Source organism: Burkholderia arboris, from assembly GCF_038723655.1.
In the GTDB taxonomy this organism is placed as follows: domain Bacteria; phylum Pseudomonadota; class Gammaproteobacteria; order Burkholderiales; family Burkholderiaceae; genus Burkholderia; species Burkholderia arboris.
The window spans coordinates 2,453,253-2,473,541 of the sequence record NZ_CP109822.1; the positions used below are offsets into that span (position 1 = coordinate 2,453,253).

Annotated in this window: 18 protein-coding genes; 14 read left to right on the forward strand and 4 right to left on the reverse strand. The window is 67.9% G+C overall.

Annotated features, from left to right (window positions below):
• Window positions 1–2: 2 nt before the first annotated feature.
• The 6 genes from OHZ10_RS28300 (at window position 3) to OHZ10_RS28325 (ending at window position 4,153) form a co-directional block, all read left to right on the forward strand.
• Window positions 3–275 (forward strand): HU family DNA-binding protein, encoded by a 273-nt coding sequence (locus OHZ10_RS28300; RefSeq protein WP_342705069.1) that lies wholly within the window; start codon window positions 3–5, stop codon window positions 273–275.
• Between the two features lie 324 nt (window positions 276–599).
• A complete protein-coding gene (locus tag OHZ10_RS28305) occupies window positions 600–1,016 on the forward strand; it encodes a regulatory protein GemA (RefSeq protein ID WP_342705070.1) in 417 nt (138 codons plus the stop codon).
• Window positions 1,013–1,378, forward strand: a complete 366-nt coding sequence (locus OHZ10_RS28310) for a Mor transcription activator family protein (RefSeq protein WP_077176700.1) — start codon at window positions 1,013–1,015, stop codon at window positions 1,376–1,378. Before OHZ10_RS28305 ends, OHZ10_RS28310 begins: the two co-directional genes overlap by 4 nt.
• Before the next feature lie 17 nt (window positions 1,379–1,395).
• Window positions 1,396–1,623, forward strand: coding sequence for a hypothetical protein (locus OHZ10_RS28315; protein WP_342705071.1), 228 nt, complete (start codon window positions 1,396–1,398; stop codon window positions 1,621–1,623).
• Window positions 1,624–2,129: 506 nt separating this feature from the next.
• Window positions 2,130–2,702: a cysteine hydrolase gene (locus OHZ10_RS28320; protein ID WP_342705997.1), complete on the forward strand. Its 573-nt coding sequence runs from the start codon at window positions 2,130–2,132 to the stop codon at window positions 2,700–2,702.
• A complete protein-coding gene (locus OHZ10_RS28325; protein ID WP_342705072.1) occupies window positions 2,699–4,153 on the forward strand; it encodes a DHA2 family efflux MFS transporter permease subunit in 1,455 nt (484 codons plus the stop codon). The genes OHZ10_RS28320 and OHZ10_RS28325 overlap by 4 nt, the downstream gene beginning before the upstream one ends.
• Window positions 4,154–4,184: 31 nt before the next feature.
• Here the strand turns inward: OHZ10_RS28325 and OHZ10_RS28330 are convergent, their stop codons facing one another.
• Window positions 4,185–4,784 carry a LysE family translocator gene (locus OHZ10_RS28330; RefSeq protein ID WP_081052022.1) on the reverse strand — a complete coding sequence of 200 codons (600 nt, stop codon included), beginning with the start codon at window positions 4,782–4,784 and terminating at the stop codon, window positions 4,185–4,187.
• Between the two features lie 94 nt (window positions 4,785–4,878).
• Between OHZ10_RS28330 and OHZ10_RS28335 the strand changes: the two genes are divergently transcribed.
• Window positions 4,879–5,754: a LysR substrate-binding domain-containing protein gene (locus tag OHZ10_RS28335; RefSeq protein WP_340624852.1), complete on the forward strand. Its 876-nt coding sequence runs from the start codon at window positions 4,879–4,881 to the stop codon at window positions 5,752–5,754.
• Window positions 5,755–5,766: 12 nt separating this feature from the next.
• Here OHZ10_RS28335 and OHZ10_RS28340 read toward each other — a convergent pair whose 3' ends face one another.
• A complete protein-coding gene (locus OHZ10_RS28340; RefSeq protein WP_340624851.1) occupies window positions 5,767–7,485 on the reverse strand; it encodes a SulP family inorganic anion transporter in 1,719 nt (572 codons plus the stop codon).
• 492 nt (window positions 7,486–7,977) lie between these two features.
• Here OHZ10_RS28340 and OHZ10_RS28345 point away from each other — a divergent pair, with 492 nt between their 5' ends.
• On the forward strand, window positions 7,978–9,219 hold the full coding sequence (locus OHZ10_RS28345; protein ID WP_342705073.1) for a mechanosensitive ion channel family protein: 1,242 nt from the start codon (window positions 7,978–7,980) through the stop codon (window positions 9,217–9,219).
• Window positions 9,220–9,267: 48 nt separating this feature from the next.
• On the opposite strand, the gene OHZ10_RS28350 is transcribed toward OHZ10_RS28345, so the two are convergent.
• Window positions 9,268–10,689: a PLP-dependent aminotransferase family protein gene (locus OHZ10_RS28350; protein ID WP_342705074.1), complete on the reverse strand. Its 1,422-nt coding sequence runs from the start codon at window positions 10,687–10,689 to the stop codon at window positions 9,268–9,270.
• Window positions 10,690–10,841: 152 nt separating this feature from the next.
• Here OHZ10_RS28350 and OHZ10_RS28355 point away from each other — a divergent pair, with 152 nt between their 5' ends.
• The gene (locus OHZ10_RS28355) at window positions 10,842–13,166 is read left to right on the forward strand and encodes an FdhF/YdeP family oxidoreductase (RefSeq protein WP_256086262.1); all 2,325 of its coding nucleotides are present in this window, start codon (window positions 10,842–10,844) and stop codon (window positions 13,164–13,166) included.
• Between the two features lie 12 nt (window positions 13,167–13,178).
• Window positions 13,179–14,099, forward strand: coding sequence for a bestrophin family protein (locus OHZ10_RS28360; RefSeq protein WP_342705075.1), 921 nt, complete (start codon window positions 13,179–13,181; stop codon window positions 14,097–14,099).
• Between the two features lie 13 nt (window positions 14,100–14,112).
• On the opposite strand, the gene OHZ10_RS28365 is transcribed toward OHZ10_RS28360, so the two are convergent.
• Window positions 14,113–16,143: an FUSC family protein gene (locus OHZ10_RS28365; protein ID WP_174991241.1), complete on the reverse strand. Its 2,031-nt coding sequence runs from the start codon at window positions 16,141–16,143 to the stop codon at window positions 14,113–14,115.
• 146 nt (window positions 16,144–16,289) lie between these two features.
• On the opposite strand from OHZ10_RS28365, the gene OHZ10_RS28370 reads away from it, so the two are divergent.
• The 4 genes from OHZ10_RS28370 to OHZ10_RS28385 all read left to right on the forward strand — a co-directional run bounded on the left by OHZ10_RS28370 (window position 16,290) and on the right by OHZ10_RS28385 (window position 20,259).
• Complete coding sequence (locus tag OHZ10_RS28370) at window positions 16,290–17,192, forward strand: LysR family transcriptional regulator (RefSeq protein WP_059240266.1); 903 nt, start codon at window positions 16,290–16,292, stop codon at window positions 17,190–17,192.
• Between the two features lie 404 nt (window positions 17,193–17,596).
• Window positions 17,597–19,156 (forward strand): DHA2 family efflux MFS transporter permease subunit, encoded by a 1,560-nt coding sequence (locus OHZ10_RS28375; RefSeq protein WP_342705076.1) that lies wholly within the window; start codon window positions 17,597–17,599, stop codon window positions 19,154–19,156.
• A 176-nt stretch (window positions 19,157–19,332) separates the two neighbouring features.
• On the forward strand, window positions 19,333–19,662 hold the full coding sequence (locus OHZ10_RS28380) for a hypothetical protein (protein ID WP_059240262.1): 330 nt from the start codon (window positions 19,333–19,335) through the stop codon (window positions 19,660–19,662).
• Window positions 19,663–19,926: 264 nt separating this feature from the next.
• The gene (locus OHZ10_RS28385; RefSeq protein ID WP_059240260.1) at window positions 19,927–20,259 is read left to right on the forward strand and encodes a hypothetical protein; all 333 of its coding nucleotides are present in this window, start codon (window positions 19,927–19,929) and stop codon (window positions 20,257–20,259) included.
• The last annotated feature ends 30 nt before the right edge of the window (window positions 20,260–20,289 follow it).

Here is a 20,289-nt window from a genome sequence, read left to right on the forward strand (position 1 = left end):
TTATGAACAAAGCGGACCTGATCAACCACGTAGCGGCCGAAACGGGCCTGACGAAAACCGATTCCGGCTTTGCGCTGGAGGCAGTCCTGGAGGGCATCACGAAGTCCCTGCGGAAAGGCGGCACTGTGACGCTCACGGGCTTCGGCGTGTTCAGTGTTGGAGCACGTGCGGCCCGCACCGGCCGCAACCCGGCGACCGGCGAGGAAATCAAGATCCCGGCATCGAAGGCGCCCAAGTTCAAGGCCGGCAAAGGGCTGAAGGACGCCGTCAAGTAATCGTCGCACTGCGATGGACGCCCGACGTACCGGGCGTCCACGATTGGCCGGGACGACGCACTTTGCACAAGGAATACACCATGACCACTGATATGAGCCGCGCTGATGCCCTGACGGCTGCCGAGCGTGAAGTCCTCGAACACGCAGCTTGCTTCCTGTATACAAGGCATTCCGCAGCAGCAGCAGCGCTCCGGAAGCTTCTCGCAGCGTCTCCAGTCCAACAGACTGCAAGAGCATCGGGCGGCTATTGCGAACGTGCCGGCGGTTGCGTGTGTGGCGGTGATCTCCCGCGAGTGCGCGAAGGTTGTTCGGAGTGGGTGAAAAATGGCTGACAGGCTGCAGCTCATCCGTTTGATTCACGTCGCAAAGCGTGACCTGGCGATGGCCGATGACAGCTACCGTGCTGTCATCAGGCAAGTTGGAAGGAAAGAATCGGCCGCCGACTTGACCATTCCAGAACTGGAGAAGGTCTTGGAACATCTGAAACGCTGCGGCTTTAAAGTGCGTTCCAAAAAAGGAGCGCGGGGTCAAGCCGACGACGAGCAGTCGAAGATGATCCGCGGCCTCTGGCTTGAGCTGGGGGATCGGGGCGTCGTGCAAAACCGGTCCGAGGAAGCGCTTGGGGCTTTCGTAAAGCGTATGACGCATGTCGACGCGCTTGATTGGCTTAGTTCCGCCCAGGCATCCCGTGTGATTGAGCACCTCAAAAAATGGCGTGACAGAGCGACGGAGGCCGTATGAAGGACGAAACGTTCAAAAGCAAAGGGCCGGAGCTGCTGGTCGACTTGTCTCTGCAGGTCGCCCAGGCACTGATCGAGTTGGCCGACATCGGCGCCGACCAGGCGAACCAGCTCGGGCGCGAGATCGCCGACCGCATGGCCGGCCACTGGGGTGGCCAGAACATCTACTTTCCGATGGGCGTCTCGTACCGCCTGTCTCAGCGTGATCGGCAGATTTTCGACGAATTTCGCGGCGACAACCATGCCGAGCTGGCGCGGAAGTTCGGGGTGTCACTCCAGTGGATTTACAAGATTATCAAGGCTGTAAGGCGCGAAGAACTCGCGACTCGCCAAAGCGACCTGTTTCCCAACGACGTTTCCTGACACTGACGAGGCCAAATATGCCGGATGACAGCTATACGACAATCCACCTTGACGAGTTCGAAGCAGAACAACGCGCACTTGAAATCATCAGGTTGCACTTGACGGGCTTGCCTGTCGGGCAAGCCCGGCGAGTGCTTCGTCGCGCCGAATTTTGGATCGACGCGACTACGTTCGTCGATCGCGACGCTAGCGAGTTTCAGCGAGCTTACGAAGAACTTCAGCGCGCTGGTTCTGAATCAACCTGATTGCGTCGCCAACACATGTATCGGTCGTACTCGACCCGCGTCGTTCCTTGGCCTCTTTGATTTGATGGGCTAAAGTGACGACTTGAGCGACCAGGAGCATTTCTAACGACTTGTCTTCCATGAAGGTATTCCTCAAAGGTTAATAGTATGCAGCTGGGGCTGCACACGCATAATATCTGCGGGGGATACCTTCTTTCTCTTAAAGTAGTTAGGAAATTGCGCCGAACTCGACACCAGATTGTGGGTAGGCGCTACACCAGCGGTCATCGTAGTCCATCGTGTATCCCGCGTCCGCCAGTGGACAACGGTGTTGCCCCCACCACAAGGGCGGGGACAACCGCTACGCGGTTCCACCGTTGACCACTGTCTCCTCGCGAGCCTTGCCTTCGGCCTGACGCGGCCCTCGCGGGCCTTGCCGCAGAGAGATATATTTCTGTTTCAACCTACGCAAGTGGTTTGCAAGCGCCGTTCCGTGACATCCCGGTCCGTCCCGCGTCATACCGGAAATATCGCGCGTTCTCCCTTGGAAATATCTCACCTCTCTTCACCTGGTCGTCATCGACCTGCAGAAAGGCATCGTCGCCCTCCCCACGGCCCACCCGGTCGCACCGGTGATCGCACACGCCCGCACGCTGCTCGACGCCTTCCGCAGCCGCGGCCTGCCGGTCGTGCTCGTCAACGTCGCCGGCGGTGCGCCGGGCCGCACGCAGCAGCAGGCGCGCCTTGACGCGCTGCCCGCCGACTGGGCCGAACTCGTGCCCGAACTGAACCAGCAACCCACCGACCACGTCGTGACGAAAAAGACCTGGGGCGCCTTTACCGGCACCGGTCTCGACGCGCACCTGAAGGCGGCCGGCGTCACGCAGATCGTGCTGACCGGCGTCGCGACGAGCATCGGCGTCGAATCGACCGCACGTCACGCGCACGAACTCGGCTACAACGTGACGCTCGCCGTCGACGCGATGACCGACCTCAACGCAGATGCACACGCGAACAGCATCGAGCGCCTGTTCCCGCGCCTCGGCGAGACCGGCACGACGCAGGACATCGTCGCGCTGCTCGACCGGCGCGGCGCGTGAGCGACACGCGAACGCGGCCGGCGCCAGGCCACGCGGCCGGCCGGCTCGATCCGTCGATCTGGAAGGTCAGCGCGGTCGCGACGCTCGGCTCGCTGCTGTCGCAGCTCGACGCGACGGTCGTCAACGTGTCGCTGTCGAGCCTCGCGACCGACCTGCATGCGAGCCTGTCGACGATCCAGTGGGTGACGAGCGGCTACCTGCTCGCGCTGACGCTGGTGCTGCCGCTGAACGGCTGGCTGGTCGACCGCATCGGCGCGAAGGCGCTGTACCTGTGGTGTTTCTCGGCGTTCACGCTCACGTCTGCGCTGTGCGGGCTCGCGTGGTCCGCGCCGTCGCTGATCGCGTTTCGCGTGCTGCAAGGCGTCAGCGGCGGGCTGCTCGCGCCGATGGCGCAGATGATGATCGCGCGTGTCGCCGGCCAGCAGATGGCGCGCGTGATCGGCTACGCGGCGGTGCCCGTGCTGCTTGCGCCGATCCTCGGGCCCGTGGTCGCCGGCGCGATCCTGCAGCATGGGTCGTGGCGCTGGCTGTTTCTCGTGAACCTGCCCGTCGGCGCGCTTGCGCTCGCACTGGCCGCGCGCTTCCTGCCCGGCGACCGCGACGACGCGCAACCGCGCGAACTCGACTGGGTCGGTCTCGCGCTGCTGTCGCCCGGCCTCGTGCTGTTCCTGTACGGCGTCGAACGAATCGGCTCGGCCCTCGGCATCGCCGCGGTCGCGTGCTCGGCGCTGCTGCTGGTCGTGTTCCTGCGCTTCGAGCGACGCAAGGGCGAACATGCGCTGATCGATCTCGCGCTGTTTCGCTCGCGCGTGTTCGGCGCGGCGGCCGGCACCCAGTTCCTGTCGAACGGCGCGATGTACGCGGGCCAGATGCTGATCCCCGTGTTCCTGATCCAGGCGTGCGGGCGCTCACCGGGCGAGATGGGCTGGCTGCTCGCGCCGCTCGGGCTCGGGATGCTCGTCACCTATCCGTCGATGGGCGCACTGACGAGCCGCTTCGGCGTGCGCCGGCTGGCCGCTGCCGGTGCATTGCTGGCGCTGTTCGCGACCTTGCCGTTCGTGTTCGTCGCGCTGACCGGCTACGACCCGCTGGTGCTCGTGCCCGCGTTGTTTCTGCGCGGCATGGGCCAGAGCGCGATCGGCGCACCGTCGATCGCCGCCGCGTATGCGTCGGTCGAACGCCGCAACCTGCCGATGGCGACCACGTCGCTCAATATCGTGCAGCGCCTCGGCGGCCCGACGTTCACGACGGTGTGCACGCTGTTTCTCGCGTGGCGGCTGCAGGCCGAATCGGTATCGCCCGGCGGCACGCCGGCCGTCGCGTATGCATGGGCGTTCGGCCTGCTGTGCGCGCTGCATGCGGCAAGCTGCGCGACGACGCTGCGGTTACCGGTGTGGTCGGCCGGCGCCGGTGGTCGGCCCGACGGTACCGCGCGGGCCGGCTCGCACTGAACAGCGGGAGCGCCGCGTGCGCGGCCTCCTGCTACGGCAGCCACATCGGCACGATCGACACCACGAGCAGCAAGCCCAGCCCGGCATTCAGGCAGCGCCACTGCCGCTCGGTGCGCAACACGCGTGCGAACAGCAGCCCGGCGAAACACCACAGCGACAGCGACGCCATCGCCGCCACGCCGAACGCGAGCCCGAGCAGCACGCCGAGCCGCGCCGGCCCGGACGCGAGCGCAGCGAACGACGCGGCCGCACCGAGCGTCATCGCCCAGCCCTTCGGGTTGTGCCAGAGCATCCACACACCGCTGACGAATCCTTGCGGCCGCTGCACGGCGGCATCGAGCCGCGGCTTGCCGCCGCGCCCGATACGCACGGCCAGCCACACGAGGTACAGCGACCCGACCGCCTTCATCGCAAGCTGCAACGTCGGCAGCGCGAGCAGCACACTGCCGAGCCCGGCCGCCGCGGCCGCCGCCATCGACGCCAGGCCGGCCGCGATCCCGGCCATCAGCGGCAGCGAACGCCGGTAGCCGAAATGGGCGCCCGAGGCGGTCGCGAGCGTCGTCGCGCCGCCGGGCGTCACGGTGGACACGATCACGAACAGCATCAGCGGCAGGTAGTCGTGAAGCGGCACGGCAGCTCCGGTTGTCGTCGTCGAAGCCTCGTTTTACCTGCGATGCACGCATGACGAAAGCGAAAGCTTTTTATGCCTGCCATTAGCATCCATAATGCGACGCATGGCACGCAATCTCGACATCGCGCTGCTGCGCGCATTCGTCTCGGTCGCCGATCATCGCAGCATGACGGCGGCCGGCCACGCGCTGCACCTGACGCAGGGCGCGATCAGTCAGCAGGTCGCACGGCTCGAAACGCTGTCCGGCCCGCTGTTCGTCCGCGAGCATCGCAACCTGCTGCTCACGGCGGCCGGCGAGCGGCTGCTCGAACAGGCGCGCCGGCTGCTCGCGGTCCACGATGCGCTGCTCACCGACCTGACGGCCGGTGCGATGGAAGGCGCGGTGCGTCTCGGTGCGCCGCAGGATCTGGTCGGCACCTGTCTCGCACCGATCCTGAAACGCTATGCGCAGGCGCATCCGCAGGTTGCGCTCACGCTCGTGTGCGCGGCGTCGCCGGAATTGCGCCGGGGGCTCGCGCAGGGCGACCTCGACGTCGCGCTGATCGAGGCGCCGGCCGGATCGGCGCGCGGCGAGTGCATCGCCGTCGACCGGCTGGTCTGGGTCGGCGCGAAAGGCGGCACCGCGCACCGGAACACGCCGCTGCCGGTGTCGATGGTCGCGCAGACCTGCGCGTTCCGCCCGACGGTGCTCGACGCACTGCGCGGCTGCGATCGTGCGTGGCGCACCCTGTTCGAGAACGGCAGCTTCGACGCAACGGCCGCGACCGTGCGCGCCGATCTCGCCGTAACCGTCTGGCTCGCGTCCACCGTACCGGCCGATCTCGACATCCTGCCGGCCGGCAACGGCCTGCCCGCGCTGCCGAACTTCTCGATCAACCTGCATGTGCCGCGCGGCCAGCACACGCCGGCCGCGGCGGAACTGGCCCGCTACTTGCGCAACGGTTTTGCGCGCTTGCGCACGGCCGCGTAGCGCCGGTTCGCGCTACACCGTGCCCGGCTCCTGCGGCGCAGGCGTGGTGCCCGCCGCTTCCAGCGCCTGATGCAGCGTCGCAAAGATGCATGCCGCGCCGACCACCTCGGTGATCCCGTGGCGATCCATGTCCGCGCGCAGGTAGCGGTTCACGCGCCCGAACAGCACGCCGATCCCGCGCGCATGCAGCGCCCTGACGAGATCGGTGAGGGTCCGCGCGGCCGAATAGTCGACGTCGGTGATCGCGCCCGCATCGACGACGAACCAGCGCGGCGGCACCGGCGCCGCCTCGACGAGTTCGGTCACTTCGGCGGCAAACAGGTGATCGTTCGCGAAGAACAGGTCGGAGCCGAACCGGTAGACGATCAGCCCCGGCGCCGTCATCGCGCCGCGTCGCGCGGGCACCGGCTGCCAGCGCCCGTTGCCTGCGACGGGTTCGAGCACCATCGTATGCGGCTGGTAGCTGTGACGCACGTGCCGCATCAGCGACAGCGCGACGGCCAGCAGGATGCCCTGCTCGACGCCGACCGTCACGACGGCCGCGGCCGTGATCAACGCGAGCGTGAATTCACCGGGGCTTTCCTTGCGGATCGCCGCGAGACTGCGCACGTTGATCAGCCCGAGCGCGATCGTGAACACGATGCCGGCCAGCACCGCATGCGGCAGATACTGGAGGTAGGTGCTGAAGAACAGCAGCACGACGGCCACCACCGCGGCGAACGCGAGATGCCCGATCTGGCTGCGCACACCCGCGCCGTCGGCCATCGCCGTCTGCGTCGGGCTGCCGTTCACGACGAACGCGCCGCCGACCGCGGCGGCCGCGTTCGCGGCCGCGAGACCGAGGATGTCGGCATTGGTGTCGACGTCCTCGTCGTACTGCTGCGCGAACACGCGCGCGGCCGCCGCGCTCTGCGCGATGATCATCACGAAGCACGATGCGGCGACCGGCACGAGATCGAGGAACTGCTGCCACGTGACGGAGGGCCAGCGCAGCGGCGGCAATCCGCCCGCGACGGGCCCGAGCACCGCGATGCCGTGCGCGGCGAAGCCGAACGCATCGCTCGCGGCGATGCTGCCCGCGACCGCGATCATCGGCATCGGCACGCGCGGCAGGAACCGCTTGCACGCGAGAATCGCGACGACGACGAGCGCCGCGAGCGCGAGCGTCGGCCGGTTCGTATGGCCGAGATGCGTGACGACGTAGTCGAGTTGCGCGAGGCTACGCGACGCCGGGTACGGCACCGACAGGCCGAGCATGTCGCCGAGCATCGCGATCGACACCTGCACGCCGACGCCGGCCAGAAAGCCGACCAGCACCGTGCGCGACAGGAAATCGGCGAGAAAGCCGAGCTTGAAGATGCGCGCGAGCAGCAGCATCGCGGCCGTCAGCAGCGCGACCATGCCGGCCAGCGCCGCATAGTCCGCGCTGCCGGCCGGCGCCATCGACGACAGCCGGCTCGCGAAGATCGTCGCGGTCGCGGAGTCGGCGGCGACCACCAGATGGCGCGACGCGCCGAAGCACGCGAACGCAACGAGCGGCAGGAACACCGTGTACAGGCCCGTGACGGCCGGCATCCCGGCGATGCGCGCGTAGCCGAGCACCTGCGGGATGTCCATCGACGCGAGCGAGACGCCCGCGAATACGTCGCGGATGGCCCCGGCGCGGCGGATCGGGAGAATGCCCTTCAGCAGCCGCACGCCTGACGAGCGGCTTTCGTTGGAATCTTGCATGCGTGAAATGCGTGAGGTCGATGTGACGGGTTCGCGAAGTCGTTCGCGCATCGTGCCCCGGGCGGCCCCGGCATGGCAAGTGCGCGAAAGCGCCGCGTGTCGCTCACCGCTGGCTGACAGGCCGCACGCAGGCGCGAGCGACGCCCCGGCAACGCATGCGACGTCCGCATGATGGCACGGATCGCCGATCGAGCGCATCGAAGCGCGAAGGCCCGCTGCAAAGGCTGCGCGCCGATCGCAGGCAGGCGCGCGATGTATCCGGCAAGCGACTCGACACCGGCCTGAGGTGACGCAGATTCACTGCGCGCCCTCACCTGAATGCAGAGGACACCTGCACAAGGGTGAGCCTATTCGGGAGCCGGTCGACGCGGCATTCACGGCATGCGCCCGGAACCCGATGGCACAATCACGGTCCCTTTCATGTGCCCTTCACCGGGCGCGCGCCGCGTCGCGGCGCCGATTCAACGCACCAGAAGGCCCCTGTCTGCCGCCATGACCCTGAACGAATCCTGGTTGACGCCGCTCGTCGGCATCCTCGTCCTGCTCGCCGCCGCCGGTGCGATCACCGTCGCCGTCCACTTCCTGCTGTTTCGCGTGGTTGCGCGCCTCGCGCGGCTGTCCGCCACGTGCGTCGACGACGCGCTGTTCGAGTTCGGCGCATTCAAATGGCTGAACCGCATCGTCCCGTTCGTCGTGGTCAAGCTCGGGCTCGGTGCGGTGCCCGGCATTCCCGACACGGCCGCTCAGGCCGCCGACAAGGTGCTGTTCGCGCTGATCGTGTTCCTCGTGACGATGACCATCAGCGCGACGTTGTCGGCGCTCGAACACGCGCACCGCACCTATCAGCGCGACCAGCCGCGCCTGTCGCTGAAAGGCGCGATGCAGCTCGTCAAGCTCGTGATGTTCATCACGGCGGCGCTCGTCGTGATCGGCGACGCAACCGGCAAGCAGATCGGCCTCCTGCTGTCCGGCATCGGCGCGATGTCCGCGGTGCTGATGCTGATCTTCAAGGACACGCTGCTCGGCCTCGTCGCCGGCGTGCAACTGTCGTCGAACGACATGCTGCGGATCGGCGACTGGATCACGATGCCGTCGGCCGGCGCGGACGGCACCGTCATCGACATCACGCTGAACACCGTCAAGGTCGCGAACTTCGATCACACGATCATCACGGTGCCGACGTGGAAGCTGATCACCGAGAGCTACCAGAACTGGCGCGGGATGACCGAAGCGGGCGGCCGCCGCATCAAGCGTGCGCTGTTCGTCGACGCGACGAGCGTGCGCTTTCTGTCGAATGACGAGATCGAGCGGCTCGAACGCCTGACGCTGCTGAAGGACTATCTCGAGGACAAGGTCGACGCGATCGAGCAATGGAACGGCACGCTCGGCGCGGCCGGCGACTGCGCGGCGAACCGCCGCCAGCTGACCAACCTCGGCACGTTCCGCGCGTATGTCGCGAACTACCTGAAGGGCCATCCGCGCATCCGCCGCGACATGACCTGCATGGCGCGGCAGTTGCCGCTCACGGCCGAAGGCATTCCGCTCGAACTGTACTGCTTCACCGACACGACGTCGTGGGTCGACTACGAAACCATCCAGTCCGACCTGTTCGATCACCTGATCGCGGTGCTGCCGGAGTTCGGGCTGCGCGTGTACCAGCACCCGTCGGGCTTCGACATGCGGCAGATGGCCGTCGCCGCGAAGGCCGGGTTGCAGGCGCCGCAAGCGGGTTGATGCGCGACGCGGCGGCCGGTCACCGGCCGCTGCCCTTCGCGACAACGCTCACCGCGCCGCGCACTCCGACGCGAGCCGCCCGAGCACCTTCAATGCGTCCTCGATCTGGCGCGACCACGGATAGCTGTAGTTGAGCCGGATGAAATGCCGGTAATCGGTGCCCGCCGAGAACATGTGGCCGGGCCCAACCGTGATCCGCTGCGCGAGCGCGAGCGTGTACAGCTTCATCGCATCGACCTGCGGCGGCAGCTCGACCCACAGCACGTACCCGCCCTGCGGCTGCGACAAGCGCGTGCCTTCCGGGAAGAAGCGCCGCACCATCGCGCTCATCAGGCTCGCCTGCTGTGCGTACTGCTTGCGCATGCGCCGCAGGTGGAAATCGTAGCCGTCGTATTTCAGGTACTCGGCGATCGCCAGTTGCTCGATCGCGGGCGTCGCGAGCGTATTCAGGAATTTCAGTTTCTCGACCTGGTCGCGGTAGCGGCCCGGCATCGCCCAGCCGATCCGGTAGCGCGGCGACAGGCTCTTCGTGAACGACGCGCAATGCAGCACGAGCCCGTCGCGGTCGAACGATTTCAGCGCGCTCGGCGTCGTGTCGCCGAAATGCAGCTCGTGATAGACGTCGCTCTCGATCGCCGGCACGCCATGCTTCGCCAGCAGTTCGACGAGCGCGCGCTTGCGCGCATCGGGCATCTGGAAGCCGAGCGGATTCTGGAAATTCGGCATCACCATGCACGCGGCGATGCGCTCGCGTTCGAGCACCCGCTCGAGCGCGTCGAGATCGATGCCGTCGCCCGGGTGCGTCGCGACTTCCAGCGCACGCATGCCCATCCGCTCGATCGCGTGCAGCATCGCGTAGAACGTCGGCGATTCGACGGCAATCGTGTCGCCCGGCTTCGCAACGGCCTGCAGGCACAGGTTGATCGCCTCGGTCGCGCCGATCGTCATCACGATCTCGCCCGGCTCGACCGGGATCCCGCGTTCCGCATAGCGCCGCGCGATCTGGCGGATCAGCTCCCGGTTGCCGGGCGGCAGATCGTCGATCACGCCCCAGCGCGTGCGGCGCCGGCCGATCGCCTGCGCATAGCGCGCGAGGCGCTGCACCGGAAACTGCGACGCGTCGGGATAAGGCGAGCCGAGCGGGACCGCGTCGTCGCGCGCGATCGAGCGCAGCGTCGACAGCACGAGCCGGCTGACGTCCACGGCCGACGGCTCGGCCGTCGGCGCGGACGTGTGCAGCTCGGCCTCGGCCGGCGCCGACGCGCGCGCCCGCACGAAATAGCCCGACTGCGGCCGGCTTTCGATCAGCCCGCGGCTTTCCAGCACGAGGTACGCGCGCAGCACGGTCGTCACGCTCAGCTGCTGCTGGCGGCTCGCCTGCCGCACCGACGGAATCCGCTCGCCCGGCCGGTACACGCCACGCTCGATCTGCGCCTGGAGATCGTCGGCCAGTTGTTCGTAACGCTTCACGCGCCTCCCTTTCAACTTCCCTTCAACAACACAGTTGCGATCCGCACTGTATGAATGGCCGCAACTGTACTCTTTTTTGAAGTGAACAGGTGTACACACAGCCGGACGGGTGCCGCGCGTACTCTGCAGCCATCGACCCCGACACCCGCATCATGAAAAAGAAATCCGCCACCGCGCGCATCGAACCGTACACCCACCCGGCCGCCGGCTGGGGCGCGCTGAAAGCCGTCACGATCAACCTGATCAAGGAAAAGGTCGCCGGCGGCAATTACCGTACGCTGCTGCGCCAGAACCAGCCGGACGGCTTCGACTGCCCGGGCTGCGCGTGGCCCGACCGCCAGCACGCGTCGACGTTCGAATTCTGCGAGAACGGCGTGAAGGCCGTGGCCGCCGAAGCGACGAGCAAGCGCGTGACACCCGACTTCTTCGCCGCGCATACGGTCACCGAGCTGCTCGAACAGTCGGACTTCGAACTCGAACAGCACGGCCGGCTCACCGACCCGATGGTGTACGACGCGCAGACCGACCGCTACGTGCCGATCGCGTGGGACGATGCGTTCGAGCTGATCGCGCGCCACCTGCGCGCGCTGCCCGACCCGAACCAGGCGGCGTTCTACACGTCCGGCCGCGCGAGCAACGAGGCGGCGTTCCTGTACCAGCTGCTGGTGCGGCTGTACGGCACGAACAACTTCCCCGACTGCTCGAACATGTGCCACGAAGCGACGAGCCGCGGGCTGCCGGCCTCGGTCGGCGTCGGCAAGGGCACCGTCACGCTCGACGATTTCGAACATGCGGACACGCTGCTGATCTTCGGCCAGAACCCCGCGACCAACCATCCGCGGATGATGGGCGAGCTGCGCGAATGCGCGAAGCGCGGCGCGACGATCGTGTCGATCAACCCGCTGAAGGAACGCGGCCTCGAACGCTTCGCCGATCCGCAAAGCCCCCTCGAGATGCTGACGATGTCGGGCACCAAGATCGCGTCGACGTTCATCCAGCCGACGATCGGCGGCGATTTCGCGCTGATCAAGGGGATGGCGAAGCGCGTGCTCGAACTCGACGACGCCGCGCGCGCCGCCGGTGCGCCGCGCGTGCTCGACACCGCGTTCATCGGCGAACACACCGCCGGTTTCGATGCATTCGCCGACGACCTGCGCGCCGAAAGCTGGTCCGCGCTGACGGCCGAAAGCGGCGTGCCGTACGAGCAGATCGACGCCCTCGCGCAGCTCTATGCGCGCAGCGAACGCGTGATCGCGACATGGGGCATGGGCATCACGCAGCACAAGCATTCGGTCGCGACCGTGCAGATGCTGACCAACCTGATGCTGATGCGCGGCAACATCGGCCGCCCCGGCGCCGGCCTGTGCCCGGTGCGCGGCCACTCGAACGTGCAGGGCAACCGCACGGTCGGCATCGAGGAAAAGCCGTCGCAGGCGTTCCTCGACCGGCTCGGCCACGTATTCGACTTCGAACCGCCGCGCCATCATGGCTACGACGTCGTCGAGACGATCGAAGGGATGCTCGAAGGCCACGTGAAGGTGCTGATCGGCCTCGGCGGCAACTTCGCGATGGCGACGCCCGACACGCCGCGCACGTGGGAAGGCATGCGCCGCTGCGACCTGTCGGTGCACATCACGACCAAGCTGAACCGCAGCCACCTGATCCACGGCCGCGATGCGCTGATCCTGCCGACGCTCGGCCGCACCGAGATCGACCTGCAGGACAACGTCGCGCAAGGCGTGACGGTCGAGGATTCGATGAGCATGGTCCACGTGTCGTACGGGATGAACAAGCCGGCGTCGCCGAACCTGATGTCGGAGCCCGCGATCGTCGCGCATATGGCCCATGCGCTGTTCGGCAGCGGCAAGATCGACTGGCTCGCCTACAAGGACGACTACGCGAAGATCCGCGACGCGATCGAAGCGACGCTCGACGGCTTCTACGACTACAACACGCGCATCGCACGGCCGGGCGGCTTCCACCTGCGCGTCGCGTCGCGCGACCGCGAATGGCTCACGCCGACCGGCAAGGCGAACTTCATCGCGCACGCATTGCCGACCGACACGCCGATCCAGCGCGCCCGCGCACTGCACGGCGAACGGCTGATGACGCTGATGACGACGCGTTCGCACGACCAGTACAACACGACCGTCTACGGGCTCGACGACCGCTATCGCGGCGTGTTCGGCCAGCGCCGCGTGGTGTTCGCCAACCGCGACGATCTCGCGATGCTCGGCCTGAAGGCCGGTGAATGGGTCGACATGGAGACCGTGTGGCACGACGGCATCGAGCGGCGCGCGGACGGCTTCCTGCTCGTCGAGTACGACATCCCGCGCGGCTGCATCGGCGCGTACTACCCGGAAACCAACCCGCTCGTGCCGCTCGACAGCGTCGGCGACGTGTGCAACACGCCGACGTCGAAGTCGGTGCCCGTGCTGCTGCATCGCGCGGCCGCGCCGGCGTCGATCGCCGCCTGACGGAGCACGACGATGATCGTTCGGCCGCGCGAGCACTGGCTGCGGATGCTGCTCGTCTGGAACGGCTCGGTGCTGCCGACCATCCTGCCGCAGCTCGTGCTGACGCTCGCGATCAGCCTCGTCGCGGTGTGGGGCGGCGGCCGCGTGCTCGGCGAGAAAGTGCCGCTGAACCCGACGCCGTTCACGCTGATCGGGCTCACGCTCGCGATCTTCGCGGGGTTTCGCAACAACGCGAGCTACGAACGCTACCGCGAGGGCCGGCAACTGTGGGGCGGCGTCCTGACCGCCACGCGCACGCTGGTGTCGCAGGCGCTCTGCTACGGCGCCGTCGATCGTGACGACGCATCGCGGCGCGCGTTCGTGCGCCAGGTCGTCGCGTTCGTCTATGCGCTCAAGCATCAACTGCGCGGCACCGATCCGGCCGCGGACCTGCGCGGGATGCTCGACGATGCCGCCCATGCGCGCATCGCCGGCTCGCGGTTCCGCCCGGTCGTCATCGTGCATGCACTGCGCGAAGCGTTCGCCGCGCGCGCCGATGCGGGCCGCCTCGCCGACACGCGCCTGTGGATGCTCGACGCGCGCCTCGACGATCTCGTGTCGATGGTGAGCGGCTGCGAGCGGATCGCGTCGACGCCGATCCCGTTTTCATACGATGTGCTGCTGCACCGGACCATCTATGCGTACTGCGTGCTGCTGCCGTTCGGCCTCGTCGACTCGATCGGCGCGGCGACGCCGTTCGTCACCGTGTTCGTCGCCTATACGCTGATCGCGCTCGACGCGATCGCGCATGCGATCGCCGAGCCGTTCGGCGACGGGCCGAACCATCTCGCACTCGATGCGATGACGCGCCAGATCGAGCGCACGCTGCTCGAACTGAACCGCGAGCCGCTGCCGGCCGAAGTGACGCCCGGCCGCGCGTATCGCCTCACCTGAGCCGCCGCCCCGCTCAGTCGCCGCGGCCGCGCAGGAAGCGGCCATGCTCGGCGGCGGCGTCCGCGATCCGCCGCAACAGCACGACGCCACGCAGCAACGCGGGCGCGGCATCGCCCTCGCGAACGGCCACGCGCCGTCGGAGCACACGCGCCGCCGCATCGCAAGTCCGGTCGAGCTGGGCGAATTCCGCCCGCGCGACGCGCCCGCGCACCACGGACACCGCACGGCGCGCGGCCGGCTCGCGCGATGCCAGTTCGGCAAGCGACAGCAGGCTGTCGCCGATTCCCCAGATCGCGAGCAGGTCGCGCATGTCGCGCTCGATCAGCGTCTGCGGCAGGCTGCCCGCGAAGCCGAGTTCACGCGCGAGACGGTCGGCCGTCCGGCTCAGCCACGCGCTCTCCGACCACGCACGCGGGTCGCGCGCGATGCCGGCCAGATCGCGGCGCACCGCGCGATGCAACCGCCGCCGGCTGGTGGCGGGATCGCCGGGAAACACCAGCGCGAAGATCAGCGCACCGAACGCGATGCCGAGCAGCGTGGCGAGCGCGCTGTTCAGGAACGCGGCGTCGCCGATGCGCGCGGTGTTGTCCGGCGACGTGAAATTCCAGAAGAAGATCGCAAATGCGCTGCCCATCGCGGCCGTGCGCGGATGACGCATCGCGATACCGGTGCCGATCAGGAACACGCCGAGGATATAGGCCAGCATCTCGAAGCCCGACACCGCCGGCAGCAGGATGAAATTGCAGACCGCGCCCGCGACCGCCGCGCAGGCCGTGCCTTTCAGGAAGCCGACGGCCGCGCGCACCGAATTCGGCCGCGTCGAGAACAGCGCGCCGACCACGGCCGTGATCGCGACGAAACCGGCGCCCGACGGCCATGCGGTGACGATCCAGATCGCCGACGCGGCCAGCACCGCGATGAATGCGCGGATCCCGTTGTGCCATGCGAGCACCGGATCGTGGTGGAACGCATAGCGCACGCGCGCAGGCGGCGGCTCGGGCCGGTCGAGCAGCGCCTGGCTCGCGAACGCGCGCTCGAATCCGGCGAGCAGCGCCGCCAGCCGGTCGAGCGTCAGCAGGCGCGACGTATCCGGGCCGACCGGCGCGGCGGCCTCGGCGTGCAGCGCGTCGTCCACGCGTGCGCGCAGCGCCGCCATCCCGTGTCCCGCGTCGCCCGATGCGGCAATGCCGTCGAGCGCGCGCGCGACCTCGTCGACCAGCGGATCCGGCGCATCGCCGGCACGCGCCGCGTGCTCGCGGATCGCCTGCCCGGCGGCCTGCGCAGTCAACACGCCCAGCGCCGCTGCGCGCAGATGGCCGATCGCGTTGCGCACCGGTGGTGCGCCGGCCGCCGCATATTCGGCTGCCGTGTCGAGTTCGAGCGCGTCCACGAACAACCGGTGCACGGCCGCGCCGTTCGGCTCGCGGCGCAGCGCGCCCGCGCCGACCGCCACCGCGCGATCCAGATAGCGGGCGAGCCGCGTCCGGACGTCCTTCAGCGGTGCGCCCGGCGCAAACACCGTTTCGAACAGCGCGCCGCACAGGATGCCGACCACCACGTACAGGAACCGCGCGACCGCGATATCGAACGCATGCAGCGGCGCGGACACCGCGTCCATCGCGATGATCGCGGCCGTATAGCCGGCGAGCACCGCCGCATACGCGCGGAAATTCCGCTGGAACGTCGCCACGCCCGCACAGAGGCCGATCCACGCGGCGAGCGCCGGCAGGAACAGCTCGGGCGTCTGCGCGAACGCGCCGGTCAGCACGAGCGCGACGGCCGCGCCGATCGCGGTGCCGAGAATCCGGTACTGGCTCTTCGACAGCCCCATCCCGCGGCTGCCCTGCGCGACGATCCACACCGTCGACGCCGCCCATTTCGGATCGTCGAGATTCATCCGGAACGCGATATAGAGCGCGAGCAGCGACGCGGCCGTATTGCGCAGTGCGAATGCAAGCGCACCGGGCGGCAACGCCGGGCGCGCGTCGCGCAGCGCGGCCCGGACAGCCGCGAGCGGCGGCATGCTGGGAAAGGCGAATTTCATCCCGCGAGCATACGGTTGCGCGCCGGCCGCCACTACGGGGCAGCGGCAGGATGCGTTATTGCACCGGGCAGGATAATCGGCGCGACCCGCAGCGATCCGGCGCGCGACGGTAAGATGCGCGCAGGCCGAACCCTGATATGCCCTGTATGGACCTCGAAAGCATCCGGATATTCTTGCGCGTGGTGGAACGCGGCAGCTTCACGGCCGCCGCCACGCAACTCGACATGCCGCTCAGCCGCGTGAGCCGCAAGGTCAGGCAGCTCGAGGACGATCTCGGTGTGCAGCTGCTCTACCGCACGACACGCCGCGTCTCCGTCACCGAAGCCGGCCGCGACTATTACGAGCGCTGCCTGCGTGCCGAGGAAATCCTGCTCGACGCCGACCGCCAGGCCCGTGCGCTGCGCACCGAGCCCGAAGGCACGTTGCGCGTGCTGGTGCCCTACGCGATCGGCCTGCTGGAACTGGAGCCGGCGCTGGCCGAGTTTCGCCGGCGCTATCCGCTGGTCCAGCTCGTGCTGATCTACGACAACAGCGCACTCGATCTCGTCGAACACGGCTTTGACGTCGCGCTGCGCACGGGCGTGCTGACCGATTCCGGCTATGTCGCGCGCTCGCTCGGCTGGTCGCACGCGAAGCTCGCGGCCAGCCCGCACTATCTCGACCGCACCGGCCGGCCGCGCACGCCGCAGGATCTCGCGGAGCACGACATCCTGTTCGTCGGCCGCGACACGCCCGGCCTGACGCTGCGGCTCACCAACGCAGCCGGCGACGTCGCAGAAGTACCGGTGCGGCCCGTGCTGATCTCGAACGAATCGGTCACGGTACTGCGCCAGGCCGCGAGCGGCGGCGGCATCGCGCTGATTTCGACGCACTTCACCACGCGGCGGCTCGAGAACAACGAACTCGAAATCGTGCTGCCCGACTGGCACCGTACCGACGACGTCGAGCTGCACGCGCTGTACCCGAAGCGCGCAACGCTCGACAGCAAGGTGCGCGCATTCGTCGAGTTCCTGACGGAAGTCTTCACCGCGTGGCGAGCTGCACCGTAACCGGCACCGTACGACCAGCCATCGATGCACGTCGACCGCATTATTGCGCCGCACGAAAGGAATTAATGACCGCGCGAGCGTTGATCGCCGTTCGCCGCGTCGTTAGCCTGTGCCCATGAAAAACCACCGCACACGCGACGGCAGCCACGTGCCCGCTGCCCGCCGGCGCGTCACGCGCGTCGCGCCTTCCTGACCGGCCTGCCCGCGCCCCGGAGCCCGTCACGGCTTCGCCGATCCGATTGAACGCCTGAACCGCACGCTGCGCGCGGACGGCCCCTGTTTGCCGGGCCGCCCGCGCGCGGTGCGTGTCCGTCCGCTGCGCGGCCCGCCCGCGCAGGCGCCGCACGCGCGTGCGCGCCCGCCGGTGCGCGCCGCCCGGCCCCCTTTCATCACGCAGGAACACCATGCCATCTCCGTCACCCCAGGCGCCGCTGTCGGGCGCCAAGCTCGCGATCGGCACGATCGCGGTCTCGCTCGCCATGTTCATGAACGTGCTCGACTCGTCGATCGCGAACGTCGCGATCCCGACGATCTCGGGCGACCTCGGCGTGTCGGTCGACGAAGGCACGTGGGTGATCACGATCTTCGCGGCCGCGAACGCGGTGTCGATTCCGCTGACGGGCTGGCTGACCCAGCGCTTCGGCCAGGTGCGCCTGTTCGTCACGTCGATCCTGCTGTTCGTGTTCGCGTCGTGGCTGTGCGGGATCGCGCCGAACCTGCCGACGCTGCTCGCCGCGCGGATCCTGCAGGGCGCAGTCGCGGGGCCGCTCGCGCCGCTGTCGCAGGCGCTGCTGCTCGGCGCGTGGCCGCGGCAGAAATCGTCGAGCGCGCTCGCGCTGTGGTCGATGACGGCGCTCGTCGGCCCGATCGCGGGGCCGTCGCTTGGCGGCTGGATCACCTACGACTACAACTGGTCGTGGATCTTCTACATCAACATCCCGGTCGGCTTCTTCGCGGCGGCCGTCACGTGGTTCGTGTTCCGCGACCGCGAATCGGCCACGCGCCGCCTGCCGATCGATACCGTCGGCCTGCTGCTGCTCGTGCTGTGGGTCGCGTCGCTGCAGATCATGCTCGACAAGGGCAAGGACCTCGACTGGTTCAACTCGCCCGTCGTCGTCGCGCTGGGCATCGTCGCGCTGATCGGCTTCGCGTTCTTCCTCGTGTGGGAGCTGCACGAGGCCAACCCGATCGTCGATTTGCGGCTCTTCACGCAGCGCAACTTCGCGGGCGGCACGATCGCGATCTCGGTCGCGTACGGGATGTTCTTCGGCACGCTCGTGCTGCTGCCGCAATGGATGCAGGGCTACCTCGGCTACCGGGCGGTCGATTCGGGGCTCGCCACCGCGCCGCTCGGGCTGTTCGCGGTCCTGCTCACCCCGGTGATGGGGCGCCTGCTGCCGCGCACCGATCCGCGCTACATCGCGACGCTCGCGTTCGTCGGCTTCGCGGTCGTATTCATGATGCGCACGACCTTCTACACCGACGTGTCGCGCTGGGATCTCGTGCTGCCGACGCTGCTGCAGGGCATTCCGATGGCGATGTTCTTCGTGCCGCTGACGTCGATCATCCTGTCCGGGCTGCCGCCCGAAAAGATCCCGGCCGCGGCCGGCCTGTCGAATTTCGGCCGCACGTTCTGCGGCGCGGTAGGCACGTCGCTGATCAGCAATGCGTGGAACGACCGCACGATCCTGCATCACGTGCGGCTCACCGAACAGGCGAGCGTCACCAACCCGGTTTTCACGCAGCAGGTCGACGCGACGCGCTCGCTGCTGCACATCGGCCCCGATTCGGCGCTCGCGTTCTTCAACGCCTCGGTCGATTCGCAGGCGGCCGTGATGGGATTGAACGACATCTTCTTCGTGTCGGCGATCATCTTCATCGCGATCATCCCGCTCATCTGGATCACGAAACCGTCGCGCTCGGGCGGCGGCGATGCCGATGCGGCGGCGGCCGGCGCGCATTGATCCGTACCCGCTTTGGCCGGGCCCGGTGTCCTGCACGCCCGGGCCCGCGCCGCCCCCCCGCCGACGTAATAAAGACTTGCAATCGATACAGGCGGAAACGTCAACAGCCGGTGCCCGCCCCGCGTTTTTTCCTCATGCGCCCACGATCCGGACGCGCAACGACAGGAGAAAACACCATGCGAGCCCTTACCCGCCAAATCGCGATTGCCGCCACCCTGATGTCGGTGCTGACCGGCACCGCGTTCGCCGACACGCCGTGGCAACAGGCGCATCCGCGCCGCGAAGAGGTCAACCAGCGCCTCGCGAACCAGAATCGCCGCATCCATCACGAAGTGAAGGAAGGCGAGATGTCGCACGCCCAGGCAGCACGCCTGCATCGTGACGACCGCAAGATCCGCCAGGAAGAGCGGGACATGGCTGCGCAGGATCGCAGCCACATCACGAAGAGCGAAAAGCACGTGCTGAACCAGCAGGAAAATGCGGTCAGCAACAAGATCGGCCAATAACAGCGACAACACCGGCAAGCGCCCATTCGCCATCACCTGAAACGCCCGCTGCCGCGATGCGGTAGCGGGTGCTTGTGCTTGTTGTGTATCGAATCGTTTCAACGCGCCAACGGCTTCAAATGCTGCGGGTATACTCCGTCGTCAGCCGCCTGTCGCATCGTCGTCCGTCAAAAAACGGCCCGATTCCGGGCGGTTTCGTCGCGAAGCTTCGCGTTTCGCCTACCCCGCGCCCCAGCCTCGATACGAGACACACGACGACCGACCATGAAACGATTCCTGCTGCTCCTTCCCGCCGCCCTGCTCGCCGCCTGCGGTTCCGCGCCCTCGTCCGATTCGGCTTCCTCGGGTGCCGCGCCGATGATCTACGTGTCGTCGCAACGTCCGGCCTACGCGATCGCGAACTGCCTCGACAGCCGCCTGTCCGGCACCGAACAATCGCAGCACAACGGCGTGACCGACATCTCCGTCGGCTCGAATTCGTACTTCGTCACGCTGACGCCGTCGGGCAACGGCTCGGTCATCAAGGTCGTCCGCGGCTCGGGTAGCGAGCCGGCCGAGGAAGCGATGCGCTTCGCGATCGCACGCTGCGCGATCTGACGCCCGCCGGTGCCGGGCGCCCGCCCGGCC